The organism is Ottowia beijingensis, from assembly GCF_042680925.1.
In the GTDB taxonomy this organism is placed as follows: Bacteria; Pseudomonadota; Gammaproteobacteria; order Burkholderiales; family Burkholderiaceae_C; genus Ottowia; species Ottowia beijingensis.
Genome location: NZ_JBHUEP010000005.1, coordinates 60240 through 78609, shown reverse-complemented (window position 1 = coordinate 78609; position 18370 = coordinate 60240). Strand labels below are relative to the sequence as shown.

Genomic DNA, 18370 nt, shown 5'->3' with positions numbered 1-18370 from the left:
TGACTCAGTTCTTCTTGAAGAGGGGATGTAGCGTGCTGTGCTTGGCGTCGAACACCTCGGGGCCTTCGTCGATCTGGATCGTGAGGCCGATGTGGCGGGTCGCCATCACGGCATCCAATCGAGCCCTGGTCGCCGCCAACAGTGCGCGACCAGCTATCTGCTCTGTAGCAGCCGTGCGTCCTCGGCCCATGCGCAGGTTCAGGTACATGAAACCGTACTCACCCGGGTCGCTGGTCGACACGCCGGTCTTGCCCGCACCCGCCGCGCGCCCCGCCGCGCCGCCATCGGCCACGGCGAAGTGCGGCGTCGGGTAGGCCAGCACGCGCGTGCCGCCGGTGGGGAAGACCTGCGCGCCGGCTTCGTCGCGCACCGTGAGCATGGCGTCGGCCAGCTCGCGGCACAGCGCGGGCATGTCGACCACGGTATCGAGGTTGCCGGTGTAGAGGATGACCAAGTGGGGCATGAGCGTTTGCGCGAGATCAGATCAAGGTTTGCTCCTTCCCCCGCTGGGGGAAGGCGGGGATGGGGGCCGACAGCGCTGGCGTACGGCACGCGGCTGGCCCCCACCCCCGCCCTCCCCCAGCGGGGGAGGGAGAAGTCACAGACGAGGGAAGGACTTGTACGACGTCGCGCGCGACGCTTCAGGCTGCGGCACCGCATGACCATCCTGCTTCGTCACCGGGAAGATGGCGTTGATCTGCCCCGTGCCCGAGGCGGCGAAGTACGGCGTGACCACCTCCACCTTGCCGTCGTAGGCCGACCAGCCCAGCGCGCCCAGCAGCATCGCCGTGTCGTGCATGAAACCCTCGCCGTGGCCCTTGGCCGCGTACTCGGGCAGCATGGCGCAGAAGTCCGCCCACTCGCCGTTCTTCCACATCTCGACCACCTCGGCATCCAGCTTGCCGAGGAAGGGACTCCAGATCTTGAACGCGAACTCCGGCGCCAGCCCGTTCTGCGCGAAGCGGTGCGACAGCGAGCCACTGGCCAGGAAAGCCACGGTGCCGTCGTAATGCTTCTCCACCGCCTCGCGCATCGCCCAGCCCAGGCGCGCACTGTCGTTCAGGTAATGGCTGGTGCACATGGCCGACACCGACACCACCTTGAAGTGCTGGTCCTCGTTCATGTAGCGCATGGGCACCAGCGTGCCGTATTCGGGTGCCAGCGTGGTGGCGTCATGCGCCAGCGTTTCAACGCCCTGCTCGTTGCACGCCTGGGCCAGGATGCGCCCCAGTTCGGGGTTGCCCGAGAAGGCGAACGGCATGTTGCTGATGAAGTGCGGCAGCTCGTTGCTGGTGTACACGCCCTCCCAATGCGGCGCGCAGTTGAGGTGGTAGTTGGCGTTCACCAGCCAGTGCGTGTCGAACACAACGATGGTGTCCACGCCCAGTTCGCGACAGCGGCGGCCGATCTCGTGGTGGCCGTCGATCGCGTCCTGGCGCGTGCCCTGGCGGTCGCCCGGCAGTTCGCTCAGGTAAAGCGACGGCACGTGCGTGATCTTGGCGGCGAGTGCTAATTGGCCCATGGTTTGTCTCCTCAGGTCAGAGTGCCCCTCAAGGGCAGATCAGTTGCAGTTCGGGGAAATAGGTTCTGTAGCGCGCGGCGTCGCGGGTCAGCAGGCGCCAGTTTTCGGTCTGCGCCTGCGCGCCGATGAAGAAGTCGGGCAGCACGCCGGTTCGGGCGCCGCCCCGCTCGCGGTAGCGGCGGAAGGCCAGCGCCGCATCGCGCGCAGCCGTGCGGCTGATCTCGGGCAGCGAGATCTGCAGGTCATCAAGAAAGGCATCCAGATCGAAGTCGAAACCGGGGTGCCCCACCAGTTCCGCGTACACCACGATGTTGATGGCCAGCCCCTGCGCGCGGCCCCGGCGCAGATGCTGCGCGGACCACGGCATCCACACTGGGTCGCGCTTGAACACGTCCAGCAGCACATTGGTGTCGACCAGGATCACGGGCGGTTCCAGTCGTCACCGCGCGTGGCGCGCAGCCATTCGTCGGTACTCGGGCCATCTTCCATCACGCCGATCCACTTGACCAGCGGGTCATCTTCCGGGATCGGCAGCGGCGCCCTTTCAGCCACCAACAGTTTCCGCAGGGCAGTCAGGCCGGCCTCGGTCTTGCTCACGCCGTGGCGCTCGCAGTAGTCCAGAAATTCGGCCTCCAGGGCCTTGGGCAAGCGAAGTGTCAGCATGACGGCCTCCTGAATGACGGATATCGGAAATTGTATGGCGTTACTATGTTTGTGTCATACGCCCCAATGCGGGATGTGGTGGCTGCCCATCGACACCGCCACGTTCTTCGGCTCCAGAAACACCTCGTAGCTCCAGGTGCCGCCTTCGCGGCCCGTGCCCGATGCCTTGGTGCCGCCGAAAGGCTGGCGCAGGTCGCGCACGTTCTGGCTGTTGACGAAGCACATGCCGGCCTCGATGGCGGCGGCCACGCGGTGCGCGCGGCCGATGTTTTCGCTCCACACGTAGCTCGACAGGCCGTATTCGATGTCGTTGGCCTTGGCGATGGCATCCGCCTCGTCCTTGAACGGGATCAGGCAGGCCACGGGGCCGAAGATCTCTTCCTGCGCGATCTTCATGCGGTTGTCGACGTCGGCGAACACCGTGGGCCAGACGTAGTTGCCGCCTGCCACGTGCTCCGGCAGTTCGGCGGCGTAGCTCGGGCGCTCGATGCCGCCGCAGAGCATGGTGGCGCCCTCCTTCGGCCCCAGTTCGATGTAGCTGCGCACCTTGGCCAGGTGGCCCTGGCTGATCATCGGGCCGATGATGGTCTTCTCATCCTGCGGGTCGCCTACGGTGATTTTCTTGGCACGCTCGGCAAACTTGGCGGCGAAGTCGGCGTAGATGCTTTGCTGCACCAGGATGCGGCTGCCGGCGGTGCAGCGCTCGCCGTTGTTGCTGAAGATCATGAAGATCGCGGCGTCGAGCGCGCGGTCCAGGTCGGCGTCGTCGAAGATCACGAATGGGCTCTTGCCGCCCAGCTCCATGCTGAACTTCTTCAGGCCCGCGGTCTTGACGATGCGGTTGCCGGTGGCGGTGGAGCCGGTAAACGAAATGGCGCGCACGTCGGGGTGCGCACACAGCGGCTCGCCGGTCTCCTTTCCGAAGCCGTGCACCACGTTCAGCACGCCGGCGGGGATGCCGGCTTCCAGCGCCAGCTCGCCCAGGCGCGCGGCGGTCATGGGCGACAGCTCGCTCATCTTCAGCACCGCGGTGTTGCCGAAGGCGAGGCACGGCGCGACCTTCCACGTCGCGGTCATGAAGGGCACGTTCCACGGGCTGATGAGCGCGCACACGCCGACCGGGTGGAACAGCGTGTAGTTCAGGTGCGTGGGCGTGGGGTAGGTGTGGCCGTCCACGCGCGTGCACATCTCGGCGAAGTAATGGAAGTTGTCGGCCGCGCGCGGCACCAGCTGCTTGCCGGTCTGGCTGATGGTCTGGCCGGTGTCGTCGGTCTCGGTCTTCGAGAGCTCGGGCACATGCTTCGCAATCAGTTCGCCCAAGGCGCGCATCTTCTTCGCGCGCTCGGTGGCGGGCAGGCCGGCCCAGGCCGGGAAGGCGGCTTTGGCGGCGGCGACGGCGGCGTTGACTTCATCCGCGCCACCGGCGGCCACTTCGGCCAGCACGCCTTGCGTGGCGGGGTTCACTGTCTCGAAGTAGTCGGTGCCGGGGACGGCCTTGCCGTCGATGAGGTGGTCAATCTTTTGCATTGGGGGCTCCAGGGATCAAGGAAAAGGAGTCAAGTACGCAGAGGACGCAGAGATTTCGCAGAGGACGCAGAAGAATCCGAACAAGAGTTTTGAATCTTCTGCGTCCTCTGCGTAACTTTTGCGTCCTCTGCGTCCGGTATTTCTGGCTTCATCGCGCGGGGGCGACGATGGTGTTCGTGAGTGCGCCGATGCCCTCGACCTCGGTCACGACGGCCGAGCCCACCGGGCAATCAACCACGCCATCGGGCGTGCCGGTCAGGATCAAATCGCCGGGGTACAGCGTCATGAAGCTGCTGAAGTACTCGATCAGCGTGGGCACGTCGAACACCATGTCGGCCGTGCTGCCCTGCTGCGTGACCTGGCCGTTGACGGTGGTGCGCAGCTTCAGATTCATCGGGTCGGCCACGTCGGCCGCATCCACCAGCCAGGGGCCGATGGGCGTGCAGGTGTCGCGGTTCTTCACGCGCAGGTTGGGGCGGTACCAGTTCTCGAGGTAGTCGCGGATGGCGTAGTCGTTCGCCACGGTGTAGCCGCGCACGAAGTCGTAGGCGTCGCCCTTCCTCACGTGCTTCGCCTCGCGGCCGATCACCACGGCCAGCTCGCACTCGTAGTGCATGTTCTGCACGCTGTCGGGCCGCACGGTGAAAGCCTGGTGGCCGATCAACGAGGCCGCGCCCTTGGCGAAGGCCAGCGGCTCCTCGGGCGGTTTGAAGGCCAGCTCGCGCGCATGGTCGGCGTAGTTGATGGCCAGCGCCAGCACGGTGCGCGGGCGGTGCAGCGGCATGTCGGCCAGCGGCGGCAGCCACCCGACTGCATCGAAGTTCAGCAGGCGGCCCTTGAAGGCGGGTGTCTGCAGTTCGAGTTTTCCATCGCGCTCGATGGCATGGTGGACCGCGCCGGCCCAGGCGATGCGGGCGTGTTTCATGTGGCCTCCGCGATCAAAGTGTGGTGAAGCGGCGCGAAGCCCGGCGCGCTGATCTCGATGCGGTCGCCGGCCCTGGCGCGCGGGCGCGCGCCATCGGGCAGGCAGTCGGTGCCGAGCATCAGCACGTCGCCGGGTTGCAGCGTCATGAACTCGCCCACGTCGGCCAGCAGCGTGGCGGCGTCGCGCACCAAGGTCGAGAGGTCGACGGTCTGCATCGCTTGGCCATTCACGCGCACTTCCAGCTTCAGCGCAGCGATATCGGCCAGCGCCAGCGGCACGCTTGCCGGGCCGCAGCCCAGGAAGCCGTCGCGGTTGCGAAACTTGATCGGCGGGCGGTAGTAGCTGGGATGCGGCAGGCTCAGGTCGGCCAGCAGCACGCAGCCCGTCACTCTTTTATTGATAGCTGCTTGCGCTTGTCCATCAAGCGCTGGGGGCAAATTTGGCTCAAAATCACCGATCACCAGACCAAGCGCCGCCCCCACCTCCACCTCGCCCGGCACGGCGATGTCGGCGCCGCAGGGCGTGAAGGTGTTGGCAGTCTTCACGTACAGCACGGGCGCCTTGGGCGCGGCCTTGTACGGCGCCTCGGTCATCTTCGGCGCCCACAGATCCCACTCGCGGCGGAAGTTCAGCAGCGTGCCGTACACGGTGCCGGCGGGTAGCCAGCGTGCAGGGGCGGCGCTCATGCCGCGGTCTCCGTCAGGCGCATGCCTGCGTGGTCTTGCATGGCTTCTGTCTCCTCTTCTTCGGTCGGGTGCAGGGCGATCAACTCGTCCAGCAGGGCGTAGAGCTGCGCCAGCTTGGGCTGGCTCATGTGGGTTTCGAGGTCCTGGTACTGCGCCTCGATATCGGCGCGCAGCGCGGCGGCCAGCGCCAGCCCCTCGTCGGTGGCGCTGACCACGCTGCGGCGCGCGTCCTCGGCGCTGCGCGCGCGCTGCACCAGGCCGGCGGCTTCCATGCGCGCCAGCATGCCGGTCAGGCTGGGGCCGAGCAGGTGCGACTCGCGCGCCAGGCGGCCGGTGTCCAGCCCCTCGGCGTGCGCCGGCTCGGCCAGCACGCGCAACACGCGCCACTGCTGGTCCGACAGCCCATGCGCGCGCAGCATGGGGCGGCGGTGCTGCATCACGGCCTCGCGCGCCTTCAGCAGCAGCAGCGGCAGGTTGCGGTGGCGGAAGCGGGCGGGCTTGGGCATTTATTTAATGTATTAAATAAATCGAAGGGTTGCAAGCCCCTTTTGATCCCAGCCCACAATCCGTCCATGAACACCTTTGCCGACCGACTGAAGATTCGACTGCCCCTCATCCAGGCCCCCATGGCGGGCGCGCAAGGCAGCGCCATGGCGCTGGCCGTGGGCGCGGCCGGCGGGCTGGGCTCGCTGCCCTGCGCCATGCTGGCGCCCGATGCGCTGCGCGCCGAGCTGGAAAAGCTGCGCGCCAGCGGGCGGCCGTACAACGTGAATTTCTTCTGCCACCAGCCGCCCGCGCCCGATGCGGCGCGCGACGCGGCCTGGCGCGCGGCGCTGAAGCCCTATTACGACGAGTTGGGGCTGGACATGGCGACGATCCCGAGCGGGCCGGGGCGCCTGCCCTTCAGCGCCGAGGCGGCCGATCTGCTGGAAGAGTTCAAGCCCACCGTGGTGAGCTTCCACTTCGGCCTGCCCGCGCCCGAGCTGCTGGCGCGCGTCAAGGCCTGGGGCGCTTTCGTGATGTCGTCGGCCACCACCGTGCGCGAGGCGCTATGGCTTCAGGAGCATGGCGCCGATGCCGTGATCGCCCAGGGCCTGGAGGCCGGCGGACACCGCGGGCACTTCCTGAGCATGGATCTGAGCGAGCAGATGGGCACCTTCGCCCTGCTGCCGCAGATCATGAATGCCGTGACCGTGCCGGTGATCGCCGCCGGTGGCATCGCCGACGCGGCGGGCGTGCGCGCCGCCATGGCGCTGGGCGCGGCGGGTGTGCAGGTGGGCACAGCCTACCTGTGCAGCGACGAGGCGCTCACCAGCCCGCTGCACCGCGCCGCGCTGCAAAGCGCCGCAGCGCGCCACACGGCGCTGACCAACCTGTTCACCGGCCGGCCGGCGCGCGGCATCGTCAACCGCCTGATGCGCGAGTTGGGCAACGCCGATGCCGAGCATTTCAGCACCGGGCTGGGCGCGGTGGCGCCGGCCTTTCCGCTGGCCACCAACGCCATCGGCCCGCTGCGCGCGGCGGCCGAGCAGGCCGGCCGCACCGACTTCACGCCGCTGTGGAGCGGGCAGAACGCCAGTGGCTGCCGCACCGGCTCGGCGACGGAGATCACGCAGGCGCTGGCGCGGGGCTTCGACAAGGGCTGACCGCGCGCGCCTGCCGCAAACGCCTCAATACCGCGTCGGCGTGAAGTCCTGCGCCGCGCCGGCTTCTTCCCAGTCGATGAAGCGCGTGAGCACACGGCAGGCGGCGCGCTGGGTGGGGGTGAGAAAGCCGAAGCGCCCGCTGTCGAGATCGTGCGGCATGCGCTGGCCGCGCCAGTCGCTGGCGGTGCCGAGCGACCACGACGGGAACACCGGCAGCGTGATCGGCTCGCGGTGCAGCGTGAGCAGGTCGGTGTGCAGGCTGCTGCTCTGCACGCGCCCGATCACCTCTTCCATGCTCGCGGCCGGGCCTTCGATGAGCTGGCAGAAGCGGCCATTGCAGAAGAGCAGCACGCCGCTGACCCGGCGCGGCGCGTTGAACGCGCGCCCCTGGGCGTACAGGTCGTCCAGCCGCGCCGGGTCGAAGGCCGGCGTGGCCGTGCTGACGTAGCACCAGGACAGATGTTGCATGCGGCCCATTCTAGGGACGCACGGGCCGCGCGGCTATGCGGGCCGTCAGGCCACCTGCCCCTTGGTCTCGCGCCCCAGCAGCGCCACGGCCGCGGCGCCGATGGCGATGGTGACGGCGAACAGCGCGAAGATGGCGCCGGTGCTCCAGCCCTGCGCGCCCAGGAAGGGGATGGCCAGCGGCCCCAGGATGCCGCCCACGCGGCCCACGCCGGCCGCCGTGCCCACGCCGCTGGCGCGGATTTCGGCCGGGTAGTTCTCGGGCGAATAGGCGTACAGCGCGCCCCAGGCACCCAGGTTGAAGAACGACAGCAGCGCGCCGAACAGCAGCAGCCCACCCTGCGTCTCGGCGTTGCCGAAAGCCCAGGCGCTGGCCGCCGTGCCCAGCAGGTACACCACCAGCACGAACTTGCGGCCCATGCGCTCGATCAGCCAGGCGGCGGTGAAGTAGCCGGGCAACTGCGCCAGCGTCATCAGCAGCACGTATTCGAAGCTCTTGATCAGCGCGAAGCCCTTGCCGATCATCACGCTGGGCAGCCACAGGAACATGCCGTAGTACGAGAACACCACGGTGAACCACAGGATCCACAGCATCAGCGTGTTGCGGCTGTGCTCGGCCGACCACAGGCGGGCCAGGCGCGCCGTCCACGGCAGGCCAGCGGAGGGCGGGGCGGTGGGCTTGTCGTCGGGCAACTTGCGGCGCAGGTACAGGGCGTAGATGGCCGGCAGCGCGCCCAGGATCAGCGCCACGCGCCAGCCCATGTCGGGCGCGAAGCGCGGCATGACGAAGTAGGCAATCAGCGCCGCCAGAATCCAGCCCAGCGCCCAGAAGCTTTCCAGCAGCACCACGATGCGGCCGCGCTCATGCGCGGGCACGCGCTCGGACACGTAGGTGCTGGCCACCGGCAGCTCGCCGCCCAGCCCCATGCCGATGAAAAAGCGCAGCACGAACAGCACCGTCAGCGTGGTGGCGAAGGCGGAGAGACCGCTGGCGATGGCGAACAGCAGCAGCGTGATGACGAACACGTGCTTGCGGCCGATGCGGTCGGCCATCATGCCGAACATCACCGCGCCCACGGCCATGCCGATGGAGTTGACCGCGCCCAGCCAGCCCATCTGCCCGGCCGTCAGGCCCCAGTCCAGCTTGAGCGCGGCGAGGATGAAGGACAGCAGGCCGACGTCCATGGCGTCGAACATCCAGCCCAGGCCCGAGGTGACGAGCAGGCGGTTCTTGGACACCGGCTGGCCGGTGGAGGGATCGGTGACGGTGGTGGTGGACATGGCGGCAGCCCTTTCACGAAAGGTGGCGCATGGTAACGGTTTGCGGCGGCGCCCGGCAGCACCGCTGGCACCAAAAAATGATAGCGCCTTGCGCATGCCATGCAACAGATTCAAGTCATTTCAATCCGAAATCAAGGCAAGACAAGCGCTGGCAGCTATCAATTGATGAGCCACAAACCTCTTACGATCACCGCCATGGCGAAAGACAAGACCCTCTACACCTGCAACGACTGCGGCGCCACCACGCCGCGCTGGCTGGGCAAGTGCCCGTCGTGCGGGGCGTGGAATTCGCTGGTGGAGACGGTGGCCGAAACGCCCGCCAGCGGCAAGAACCGCATGGGCGCGGCCTTCGCGGCGCTGGCGCCGTCGAGCGAAGTGCGCCCGCTGGCCGCCATCGAGGCGGTGGACGTGGCCCGCACGCCCACCGGCCAGGGTGAGCTGGACCGCGTGCTGGGCGGCGGCATCGTCGAAGGCGGCGTGGTACTGATCGGCGGCGATCCGGGCATCGGCAAATCGACGCTGCTGCTGCAGGCCGTGGATGCCTTGCAGCGCAGCGGCTTGCCGGCGCTGTACGTCACCGGCGAGGAAAGCGGTGCACAGGTGGCGCTGCGCGCGCGGCGGCTGGGCATCACCGGCTCGCAGGTCAGCGTGCTGGCCGAAATCCAGCTGGAGAAGATCATCGCCACCCTCGCCGCGCAGCAGCCTGCCGTGGCGGTGATCGACTCGATCCAGACCGTCTACTCAGACCAGCTCACCAGCGCGCCCGGCAGCGTGGCGCAGGTGCGCGAGTGCGCGGCGCACCTCACGCGCTGGGCCAAGTCGAGCGGCTGCGCCATCGTGCTGGTGGGCCACGTGACCAAGGACGGCCAGCTGGCCGGCCCGCGCGTGTTGGAGCACATGGTGGACACGGTGCTGTACTTCGAGGGCGACACGCACAGCAGCTTCCGCCTGATCCGCGCCATCAAGAACCGCTTTGGCGCCGTCAACGAGATCGGCGTGTTCGCCATGACCGAGCGCGGGCTGAAGGGCGTGAGCAACCCCAGCGCGATCTTCCTGAGCCAGCACGCGCAGCCGGTGCCCGGATCGTGCGTGCTGGTCACGCTGGAGGGCACGCGGCCGATGCTGGTGGAGATCCAGGCGCTGGTCGATTCGGGCGGCGTGAGCCCGCGGCGCCTGTCGGTGGGGCTGGAGCGCGACCGCCTGGCCATGCTGCTGGCGGTGTTGCACCAGCACGCGGGCGTGGCCACGGGCGATCAGGACGTGTTCGTCAACGCCGTCGGCGGCGTGCGCATCAGCGAGCCGGCGGCCGACCTGGCGGTGATGCTGGCCATCACCTCGTCGCTGCGCGGCAAGGCGCTGCCCAAGGGCTTCATCGCCTTCGGCGAAGTCGGCCTGGCCGGCGAGGTGCGCCCGGCGCCGCGCGGGCAGGAGCGGTTGAAGGAGGCGGCCAAGCTGGGCTTCAGCGTGGCCGTGGTGCCCAAGGCCAACGCGCCGAAGAAGGCGGACAAGGCGTTCGAGGGGCTGACCATCCACGCCGTGGAGCGCGTGGATGAGGCGATGGCGCTGGTGCGCGGGCTGGATTGAACGGGCGCCGATCCAGCCTCTGACCACTCAGCGGCTCCAAGCCTTGTGGGAGCGGGCTTGCCCGCGATGGCAGCCTTTCGCCCTGACTCAAGGTTTATCGCGGGCAAGCCCGCTCCCACAGGGGCAGGCAGGCAGGGCACCCATGCTCAGAGCATTGCTTTATATGGGAGTATCGGCTTCCAGCGCCCATCCAACAAGCGCCACAGACCATCCATACAGGGAGTATCCGCCACTCACCCCAGCAGCAACGCGTCGTCGCTCACCTTCTCGCCGCGCGTGCGCTCGAACATCGCCAGTAGGTCGGGCACGTCCATGCGGGCGCGCTCGTCGCCCGATACGTCGAGCACCACCTGCCCCTGGTGCAGCATCACGGTGCGCGTGCCGTGGTCCAGCGCCTGGCGCATCGAGTGCGTGACCATCAGCGTGGTCAGCTGGTTCTCGGCCACGATCTGGTCGGTCAGCTGCAGCACAAAGGCCGCCGTCTTGGGGTCGAGCGCAGCGGTGTGTTCGTCCAGCAGCAGCATGCGCGAGGGGCGCAGCGCCGCCATCAGCAGGCTGACGGCCTGGCGCTGCCCGCCCGAGAGCAGGCCCATGCGGTCGCCCAGGCGGTTTTCCAGCCCCAGGTTCAGGTGCGCCAGCCGCTCGCGGAACAGCGTGCGCAGCTCGGGCCGCACGGCGCGGCCCAGGCCGCGGCGCTGGCCGCGCTGCCAGGCCAGGGCCAGGTTCTCCTCGATGCTGAGCGCCTCGCAGGTGCCGGCCATCGGGTCCTGGAACACGCGCGCCACCAGGCCGGCGCGCTGCCAGGCGTTCAGCTTGGTCACGTCGCGGCCGTCGATGACGATCTGGCCGTCGTCCACCATCAAATCGCCGCTGATGGCGTTGAGCGTGGTCGACTTGCCCGAGCCGTTGCTGCCGATGACGGTGACGAACTCGCCCGCCGCGATGTTCAGGCTGACGCCGCGCAGCGCCGGGTTCTCGATCGGCGTGCCGGGGTTGAAGGTCTTGTGCAGACCGCGCAGCTCCATCATGGGCGGCCTCCCGTCGGTACCGGCTTGCGGCGCAGCTTGGCCTTCAGCTTGGGCAGCACCAGCGCCACACCCACCAGCACGGCAGTGATCAGGTTCAAATCCTGCGCCTGCAGGCCAATGAAGTCGGCCTGCAGCGCCAGCGCGATGAACAGGCGGTACAGCACCGCGCCCACCACCGTGGCCAGGGTGATGATGATGAGCGCGCGGCTGGGCATCAGCGTCTCGCCGATGATGACCGCCGCCAGGCCGATGACGATGGTGCCCAGGCCCATCGAGATGTCGGAGCCGCCCTGCGTCTGCACGTACAGCGCGCCGCCCAGCGCGATCAGCGCGTTCGACAGCGCCATGCCGCCCATCGTCAGCCGCCCGGTCGGGATGCCCTGCGCGCGCGCCATGCGCGGGTTGGCGCCGGTGGCGCGCAGCGCCAGCCCGGTCTGCGAGGCGAAGAACCAGTCCAGCGCCAGCTTCACCGCCAGCACGATCACGGCCAGCACCAGCGGCTGCACCCAGTAGGCGCTGCCTTCGCCCACGAAGGGCGCGAACACCGTCGGCTCGCCCAGCAGCGGCACGTTGGGCGCGCCCATGATGCGCAGGTTGATCGAGTACAGCGCGATCATGGTCAGGATCGACGCCAGCAGCTGCAGGATGTTCAGCCGCACGTTCAGCCAGCCGGTGACCAGGCCCGCGCCCGCGCCGGCCAGCGCCGCCACGCCGCAGGCCAGCCAGGGGTTCCAGCCGCCCACGATGAGCACGGCCGCCACCGCGCCGCCCAGCGGAAAGCTGCCGTCGGCCGTGAGGTCGGGAAAGTCGAGCACGCGGAACGAGATCCACACCCCCAGCGCCACCAGCGCGAAGATGAGACCGATTTCCAGCGCGCCCATCAGCGAAAGCATGGACATGGGCAGAGCGCTCCCTGAAAACAGCACCGGCGCCACGCGGGCGCCGGTGTCAAACACGCGATTTTATTTCGCCGGCGTCACTTCACCACGTCGGCGGCTTCCTTGATCAGGCTCTCCGGCAGCGTGATGCCCTGCTTCTCGGCCGCGCCGGGGTTCACCATCAGCGACATCTTGGCGCCCACCTCGGGGGCGATCTCGCCCGGCTTGGTGCCCTTCAGGATGCGGTCGACGATCTTGCCGGTCTGGCGGCCCAGGTCGTAGTAGTTCATGCCCAGGGCGGCGGTGGCGCCGCGCTTGACCGAGTCGGTGTCGGCGGCCACCAGCGGCAGCTTGGCCTCCTGCGCCACGCGCACCATCGATTCGTAGGCCGACACCACGTTGTTGTCGGTGGTGGTGTAGATCACGTCCACCTTGCCCACCAGGCTCTTGGCGGCGCTGGGGATGTCCACCGTGCGCGGCGCGGCGGCCTCGGCCACGGTCATGCCGCGCTTTTGCAGCTCGGCCTTCAGATCCTTCAGCACGATGGTGGAGTTGACCTCGCCCGGGCTGTAGACGTAGCCCACGCGCTTGGCGCCGGGCTTCACCTTCAGCAGCAGGTCCATCTGCGCGGCCAGCGGCAGCGCGTCGGAGACGCCGGTCACGTTGGTGCCGGAGGGCTGCCAGTCCTTCACCAGCTTGGCGGCCACCGGGTCGGTCACGGCGGTGAAGACGACCGGGATGTTCTTGGTGGCGGCCACGGCGGCCTGGGCGCTGGGCGTGGCGATGGCAACGATGGCGTCCACCTTGTCGCCGGCGAACTTGCGCGCGATCTGGCCCGCGGTGGCGGTGTTGCCCTGCGCGCTCTGGTAGGCCACCCGCAGGTTCTTGCTCTCTTCCCAGCCCAGCGCCTTCAGCTCGTCCTGCACGCCCTTGCGCACCGAATCGAGCGCGGGGTGGTCGACGATGGCGGTGATGCCAACGGTCTTGACCTGCGCGTGGGCCCAGGGCGCGGCCACCAGCGCGGCCACGGCGGCCAGGGCACCAACCGCCAGACGACGAGAAGCAATGCGTTTCATGAGGAAGTCACCTTTCTGTGTAAGCAGGGCCAACAGGCACAAAAAAGCGATGTTCGCACACCCCGCGGCCGCGCCGCATCCGCATGGGCCCGCGCCAGCCGCCCGCAGCAGCTGTCTTGCACGGCTTGGGTGCCAAAACAAGCGACATCCATTTGGCGCGGTGTTCCAGTATCAATACAGAAGCTGCTGGCGCCCGTCATGCGGGCGCTAAAGGCTATTTTAATAATCAAGGAAATTCAACAAGTCCCCCCGTCAAAACCCGCGCCACACCCTGGCACCACACACCGCCGGGCGCGCCCTTGGCCACGCGTGCCGGCACCGCGCTTCATTACCGAACACCGCAGCGCCGCGCGGTCTTCATGCTCATTGAGTTATAATGCCCGACTTTCCAAGCCCCGGTGCAGCGGCCCGCCCGCCTTGTCACCCCGGCTTTCTGGGGCGGCTTGATCGCCCTTCCTCAGGTGGACTTGCTGCGCGCGCCACGCCGCACATCGCCCACCGCGCGGGTTCCTGGCGGAGCCCGCGACATCACCCATTACCCGCAACCAGGCCCCGGCATTCGCACAGCCTCCCGTTGTCGGCGTCATTGGCGTCGTCCTCGAAGCATTCCTGCCGCGGCCCGGTTGCCCTGAAGAACCGGAGGAACCCCCGTGGCCAAGCAAATCGTGATCGAGCACCTGTTCAAGGTGTTTGGCGACGCACCCGAACGCGCGCTGGACCTGGCACGCCAGGGCGTCGCCAAGCAGGACATCGTGGCCCAGACCGGGCAGTCGATCGGCGTGTTCGACGCCAGTTTCACCATCGAGCCGGGCGAAATCTTCGTCGTCATGGGCCTGTCGGGCTCGGGCAAATCGACCCTGGTGCGCATGTTCAACCGCCTGATCGAGCCGACGGTCGGCCGCATCGTGGTCGACGGCGAGGACATCGCGCAATACAACGACAAGCAACTGCGCGACTTCCGCCGCAAGCACATCAGCATGGTGTTCCAGTCGTTCGCGCTGCTGCCGCATTTGACGGTGCTGCAGAACACCGCCTTCGGGCTGGAGCTGGCCGGCGTGCCGCTGGGCGAACGCGAGGCCGCCGCCCGTGCCGCGCTGGAGCAGGTGGGCCTGGCCGTGTGGGCCGCCAGCTACCCCGACGAACTGTCGGGCGGCATGCAGCAACGCGTGGGCCTGGCGCGCGCGCTGGCGGCCGACCCGTCGATCCTGCTGATGGACGAGGCCTTCTCGGCCCTCGACCCCATCATCCGCACCGAGATGCAGGACGAGCTGCTGCGCCTGCAGCAGGTCAAGCGCCGCACCATCGTCTTCATCTCGCACGACCTGGACGAGGCCATGCGCATCGGCGACCGCGTGGCCATCATGAAGGACGGCCAGGTGGTGCAGGTGGGCACGCCGGAGGAAATCCTGCGCCAGCCGGCCGACGACTACGTGCGCCAGTTCGTGCGCGGCGTGGACCAGGCGGCCGTGTTCAAGGCCGGTGACATCGCCCGCAAGACGCAAGTGGAAGTCTCCGAAAGCCCCACGCGCGGCTGCCGCCCGGCGCTCAAACGCCTGCAGGACCAGGACCGCGAATGGGCCTACGTGGTCGATCCGCGCCACCGCTACCTGGGCGCCGTGTCGGCCGATTCGCTGCGCAAGGCGCTGCACGGGCATGACGGCCCGCTGGGGCTGACGCACGCCTTTGTGCCCGCCGTGGAGCCGGTGCCGGCCGACACGCCGATCACCGAGCTGTACCGCCTGATGGTGGCGCAGCCGGCGCCGCTGCCGGTGGTGGCCGAGGACGGGCGCTTCATCGGCACCGTCAGCAAGAACCGGCTGCTCACCTTCCTCGACCCCTACACCGACGCCGACGGCAACCCGCTGCCTGAAGCCGCCCCGGCCGAAGCCGCCGTCGCATGACCGCGCCCTGACGAGCGCATGACCTCGGCCTGCGGCCATCGATGACGCGCCCTGCGGGCGCATGACCACACCGTCATGGCGCGAAGCGCCGTCATCGAAGGCGAAGCCGAAGTCATGGAGCACAGCGACGTCATTGACGCCAGAGAAACCTCATGAGCACTACAACGAACTTCATCGACCCCTACCAAGCCCCGCCCACCGACGCCAACCCCGAGTGGCTGGGCGGCCCCGCCGCCGTGACGCGCGATGTCACCGCCGCGCAGACACCCACCGAGTTTCAGGACCCCTACCAGGCCCCGCCCAGCGACGCCAACCCCGAATGGCTGGGTGGCCCCGAAGCGGTGACTCGCGACGTAACCGCGACGGGCGACGGCCTGCTCTCGGCCTCCGACGCCCTGCCCGGCGCGGCCGCCGACGCCGCCGAGGCCACCAGCGCCATCGCCCGCTGGTTCGACGGCGCGCTGCCGGTGCAGGCCTGGATCAACCAGGCGCTGGGCTGGTTCGTCGACCAGTTCCGCCCCGCCTTCCAAGTGATGCGCCAGCCGGTGGATGCGCTGCTGTCGGGCGTGGAGGCCGTGCTGCTGTACCCGCCCACGCTGGTGATGATCGGCATCCTGTCGCTGCTGGCCTGGCAGATCGCCGGCGGGCGGCTGGCCGTGGCCACGCTGGCCTCGCTGCTGGGGCTGGGCCTGCTGGGCATCTGGGGCGAATCGATGACCACGCTGTCGCTGGTGCTCACCGCGCTGTTCTTCTGCGTGCTGATCGGCCTGCCGCTGGGCATCTGGCTGGCGCGCAGCGACCGCGCCAACCAGCTGGTGCGCCCGCTGCTGGACGCCATGCAGACCACGCCGGCCTTCGTCTACCTGGTGCCGGTGGTGATGCTGTTCGGCATCGGCAACGTGCCGGGCGTCATCGTCACCATCATCTTCGCGCTGCCGCCGCTCGTGCGCCTCACCAACCTGGGCATCCGCCAGGTGCGGCCCGACCTGATCGAGGCCGCGCAGGCCTACGGCGCCTCGCCCTGGCAACTGCTGACGCGCGTGCAGCTGCCGCTGGCCATGCCGTCGATCATGGCCGGCATCAACCAGGCGCTGATGCTGAGCCTGTCGATGGTCGTCATCGCCTCGATGATCGCCGTCGGCGGCCTGGGCCTGATGGTGCTGCGCGGCATCGGCCGGCTCGACATGGGCCTGGCCACCGTGGGCGGCCTGGGCATCGTGATTCTGGCCATCGTGCTGGACCGCCTGACGCAGGCGCTGACCCGCACCGAACGCCACGGCGCCGCCTGGCACCAGCGCGGCCCCATCGGCCTGCTGCGCCGGCTGCTGGGTGGTGCGCGCCCACAGCCCGCCACCTCGCCCACACCGCAAACCGCCGCCGCCTGAAGCATGACGAATGACCGGCGCTGGCGCGCCATGACCTCGGCTTTGCCTTCGATGACGCGCCCTGCGGGCGCATGACTGAATTCATGGCGCCATGGGCGCCGTCATCGAAGGCCGCAGGCCGAGATCATGCGCCGCCAGGCGCGGTCATCAGCCATCACCCAAGGAACCACTCCATGACCCACACTGTTCTCAACCCCTCCCGCCCCGCGGCCATCCTGCGCCGCCTCGCTACCGCCGCGCTGTCCGCCTGCGCGCTGGCGCTGACCGCGCCCGCCCTGGCCGCCGACCCGCCACTGCCCGGCCAGGGCGTCACGGTGCAGCCCATCAAGAGCTCGATCGCCGAGGAAACCTTCCAGACCCTGCTGGTCATGAAGGCGCTGACGCAGCTGGGCTACGACGTCAAGCCGATCCGCGAGGTGGAATACGCCACCGGCCACCTGGCGCTGGCCAACGGCGACGCCACCTTCCTGGCCACGCACTGGGATCCGCTGCACGACAACTACTTCCACAACTCCGGCGGCGAGGCCAGGCTGTGGCGCGACAACACCTACTCCGGCGGCGCCATCCAGGGCTATCTGGTCGACAAGAAAACCGCCGACGCGCACGGCATCACCAACCTGAGCCAGCTGGCCGACCCGGCCATCGCCAGGCTGTTCGACGTCGACGGCGACGGCAAGGCCGACCTGACGGGCTGCACCCCCGGCTGGGGCTGCGAGGCCCAGATCGAGGCGCAACTGACGGCCTACAAGCTGCGCGACACCGTGACCCACGTCAGCGGCAACTACTCGGCGCTGATCGCCGACGTCATTCAGCGCTTCAAGGCCGGGCAGCCGGTGTTCTATTTCACCTGGACGCCGTACTGGGTCAGCTCGGTCATGGTGCCGGGACAGGACGTGACCTGGCTGCAGGTGCCGTTCTCGGCCATGCCGGGCGCGCAGGCGGGGCAGGACACGGCGCTGCCCAACGGCCGCAACTACGGCTCGGTCATCAACAACCAGCGCATCGTGGCCAACCGCGCCTTCATCGACGCCAACCCTGCGGCCAAGAAGCTGTTCCAGGTGATGAAGCTGCCGGTGGGCGACATCACGGCGCAGAACAACGCCATGAACGACGGCCAGAACACCGAGCGCGACATCGAGCGCCACACCGACGGCTGGATCAAAGCGCACCAGACGCTGTTCGACAGCTGGCTGCAGCAGGCCCGCCAGGCGGCGCGCTGAATGCTATTTTAATAATAGCTTCCTGCGCTTTCTACAAGACGCCTGCAGGCCGATTTGGCTTGTGAACCAGGCCAGGTGGAGCGTTTGCGACAATCAGCCCCCATGACGTGGCAACGCATTCTCACCTTCATGGCCGCCATCGCACTGGGCGCGATGGCCTGGCGGGCCGGCGGCGGCGCAGGGCTGGCCCTGCTGTTCAGCGGCCTGCTGCTGTGGTTCCTGCTGTACTACACGCGCATCATGACCATCATGAAGCGCGCCGCCGACCGGCCCATCGGCTACGTCGGCAGCGCCGTGATGCTGAACGCCAAGCTCAAACCCCGCATGCCGCTGCTGAACGTGATCGCGCTCACGCGCTCGCTGGGCGAGCGCCTGTCGGCCGAGGGCGCCGAGCCCGAGGTGTACCGCTGGCGCGATCCCGGTGATTCGCACGTCACCACCGAGTTTGAGGGCGGCCGCCTGCTGCGTTGGCAGCTGCAGCGCCCGCCGGTGCCCAGCGAGCCCGACGCGGCCCCGCCCCTGCCCGCGCCCGGCGCCGAGTCTTAGAATTGATCTTTTGCGCCGAGCCGGCAGGCTGCACACG

The 18370-nt window shown here is 68.6% G+C and carries 19 protein-coding genes; 6 read left to right on the top strand and 13 right to left on the bottom strand.

Annotated elements, in window-relative coordinates:
* Nucleotides 1-4: 4 nt before the first annotated feature.
* The 8 genes from ACFSCU_RS03765 to hpaR all read right to left on the bottom strand — a co-directional run bounded on the left by ACFSCU_RS03765 (nucleotide 5) and on the right by hpaR (nucleotide 5829).
* The gene (locus ACFSCU_RS03765) at nucleotides 5-463 is read right to left on the bottom strand and encodes a 5-carboxymethyl-2-hydroxymuconate isomerase (RefSeq protein WP_377559944.1); all 459 of its coding nucleotides are present in this window, start codon (nucleotides 461-463) and stop codon (nucleotides 5-7) included.
* A 135-nt stretch (nucleotides 464-598) separates the two neighbouring features.
* On the bottom strand, nucleotides 599-1522 hold the full coding sequence (gene hpaD / locus ACFSCU_RS03760) for a 3,4-dihydroxyphenylacetate 2,3-dioxygenase (RefSeq protein WP_180550595.1): 924 nt from the start codon (nucleotides 1520-1522) through the stop codon (nucleotides 599-601).
* 28 nt (nucleotides 1523-1550) lie between these two features.
* Nucleotides 1551-1946 carry a type II toxin-antitoxin system VapC family toxin gene (locus ACFSCU_RS03755; RefSeq protein ID WP_180550594.1) on the bottom strand — a complete coding sequence of 132 codons (396 nt, stop codon included), beginning with the start codon at nucleotides 1944-1946 and terminating at the stop codon, nucleotides 1551-1553.
* Complete coding sequence (locus ACFSCU_RS03750) at nucleotides 1943-2185, bottom strand: hypothetical protein (protein WP_180550593.1); 243 nt, start codon at nucleotides 2183-2185, stop codon at nucleotides 1943-1945. Before ACFSCU_RS03750 ends, ACFSCU_RS03755 begins: the two co-directional genes overlap by 4 nt.
* A 54-nt stretch (nucleotides 2186-2239) precedes the next feature.
* Nucleotides 2240-3712 carry a 5-carboxymethyl-2-hydroxymuconate semialdehyde dehydrogenase gene (gene hpaE, locus ACFSCU_RS03745; RefSeq protein ID WP_180550592.1) on the bottom strand — a complete coding sequence of 491 codons (1473 nt, stop codon included), beginning with the start codon at nucleotides 3710-3712 and terminating at the stop codon, nucleotides 2240-2242.
* Nucleotides 3713-3860: 148 nt separating this feature from the next.
* Entirely contained in the window at nucleotides 3861-4637 is a 777-nt protein-coding gene (locus ACFSCU_RS03740) for a fumarylacetoacetate hydrolase family protein (protein ID WP_180550591.1), read from the bottom strand.
* Nucleotides 4634-5323, bottom strand: coding sequence for a fumarylacetoacetate hydrolase family protein (locus tag ACFSCU_RS03735; RefSeq protein WP_180550590.1), 690 nt, complete (start codon nucleotides 5321-5323; stop codon nucleotides 4634-4636). The genes ACFSCU_RS03740 and ACFSCU_RS03735 overlap by 4 nt, the downstream gene beginning before the upstream one ends.
* Entirely contained in the window at nucleotides 5320-5829 is a 510-nt protein-coding gene (gene hpaR / locus ACFSCU_RS03730) for a homoprotocatechuate degradation operon regulator HpaR (RefSeq protein WP_180550589.1), read from the bottom strand. Before hpaR ends, ACFSCU_RS03735 begins: the two co-directional genes overlap by 4 nt.
* Nucleotides 5830-5895: 66 nt before the next feature.
* Here hpaR and ACFSCU_RS03725 point away from each other — a divergent pair, with 66 nt between their 5' ends.
* Complete coding sequence (locus ACFSCU_RS03725; protein WP_180550588.1) at nucleotides 5896-6969, top strand: NAD(P)H-dependent flavin oxidoreductase; 1074 nt, start codon at nucleotides 5896-5898, stop codon at nucleotides 6967-6969.
* A 24-nt stretch (nucleotides 6970-6993) separates the two neighbouring features.
* Here ACFSCU_RS03725 and ACFSCU_RS03720 read toward each other — a convergent pair whose 3' ends face one another.
* Both ACFSCU_RS03720 and ACFSCU_RS03715 read right to left on the bottom strand, forming a co-directional pair.
* Nucleotides 6994-7437: a BLUF domain-containing protein gene (locus ACFSCU_RS03720; RefSeq protein ID WP_377559942.1), complete on the bottom strand. Its 444-nt coding sequence runs from the start codon at nucleotides 7435-7437 to the stop codon at nucleotides 6994-6996.
* Nucleotides 7438-7482: 45 nt separating this feature from the next.
* Entirely contained in the window at nucleotides 7483-8715 is a 1233-nt protein-coding gene (locus ACFSCU_RS03715; RefSeq protein WP_180550586.1) for an MFS transporter, read from the bottom strand.
* Nucleotides 8716-8910: 195 nt separating this feature from the next.
* On the opposite strand from ACFSCU_RS03715, the gene radA reads away from it, so the two are divergent.
* Nucleotides 8911-10299, top strand: a complete 1389-nt coding sequence (gene radA, locus ACFSCU_RS03710) for a DNA repair protein RadA (protein WP_333705253.1) — start codon at nucleotides 8911-8913, stop codon at nucleotides 10297-10299.
* 233 nt (nucleotides 10300-10532) lie between these two features.
* On the opposite strand, the gene ACFSCU_RS03705 is transcribed toward radA, so the two are convergent.
* The 3 genes from ACFSCU_RS03705 to ACFSCU_RS03695 all read right to left on the bottom strand — a co-directional run bounded on the left by ACFSCU_RS03705 (nucleotide 10533) and on the right by ACFSCU_RS03695 (nucleotide 13281).
* Complete coding sequence (locus ACFSCU_RS03705) at nucleotides 10533-11327, bottom strand: ABC transporter ATP-binding protein (RefSeq protein WP_180551794.1); 795 nt, start codon at nucleotides 11325-11327, stop codon at nucleotides 10533-10535.
* Nucleotides 11324-12226, bottom strand: coding sequence for an ABC transporter permease (locus tag ACFSCU_RS03700; RefSeq protein ID WP_333705254.1), 903 nt, complete (start codon nucleotides 12224-12226; stop codon nucleotides 11324-11326). Before ACFSCU_RS03700 ends, ACFSCU_RS03705 begins: the two co-directional genes overlap by 4 nt.
* A 77-nt stretch (nucleotides 12227-12303) precedes the next feature.
* Nucleotides 12304-13281 carry an ABC transporter substrate-binding protein gene (locus ACFSCU_RS03695; RefSeq protein WP_377559941.1) on the bottom strand — a complete coding sequence of 326 codons (978 nt, stop codon included), beginning with the start codon at nucleotides 13279-13281 and terminating at the stop codon, nucleotides 12304-12306.
* A gap of 650 nt (nucleotides 13282-13931) precedes the next feature.
* On the opposite strand from ACFSCU_RS03695, the gene proV reads away from it, so the two are divergent.
* The 4 genes from proV to ACFSCU_RS03675 all read left to right on the top strand — a co-directional run bounded on the left by proV (nucleotide 13932) and on the right by ACFSCU_RS03675 (nucleotide 18333).
* Nucleotides 13932-15182 carry a glycine betaine/L-proline ABC transporter ATP-binding protein ProV gene (gene proV, locus ACFSCU_RS03690; protein WP_180550585.1) on the top strand — a complete coding sequence of 417 codons (1251 nt, stop codon included), beginning with the start codon at nucleotides 13932-13934 and terminating at the stop codon, nucleotides 15180-15182.
* 152 nt (nucleotides 15183-15334) lie between these two features.
* A complete protein-coding gene (gene proW, locus ACFSCU_RS03685; protein WP_180550584.1) occupies nucleotides 15335-16567 on the top strand; it encodes a glycine betaine/L-proline ABC transporter permease ProW in 1233 nt (410 codons plus the stop codon).
* Between the two features lie 173 nt (nucleotides 16568-16740).
* Nucleotides 16741-17787 carry a glycine betaine/L-proline ABC transporter substrate-binding protein ProX gene (gene proX / locus ACFSCU_RS03680; protein ID WP_333705258.1) on the top strand — a complete coding sequence of 349 codons (1047 nt, stop codon included), beginning with the start codon at nucleotides 16741-16743 and terminating at the stop codon, nucleotides 17785-17787.
* A 102-nt stretch (nucleotides 17788-17889) separates the two neighbouring features.
* Entirely contained in the window at nucleotides 17890-18333 is a 444-nt protein-coding gene (locus tag ACFSCU_RS03675; RefSeq protein WP_180550583.1) for a glycerate kinase, read from the top strand.
* Nucleotides 18334-18370 lie beyond the last annotated feature (37 nt).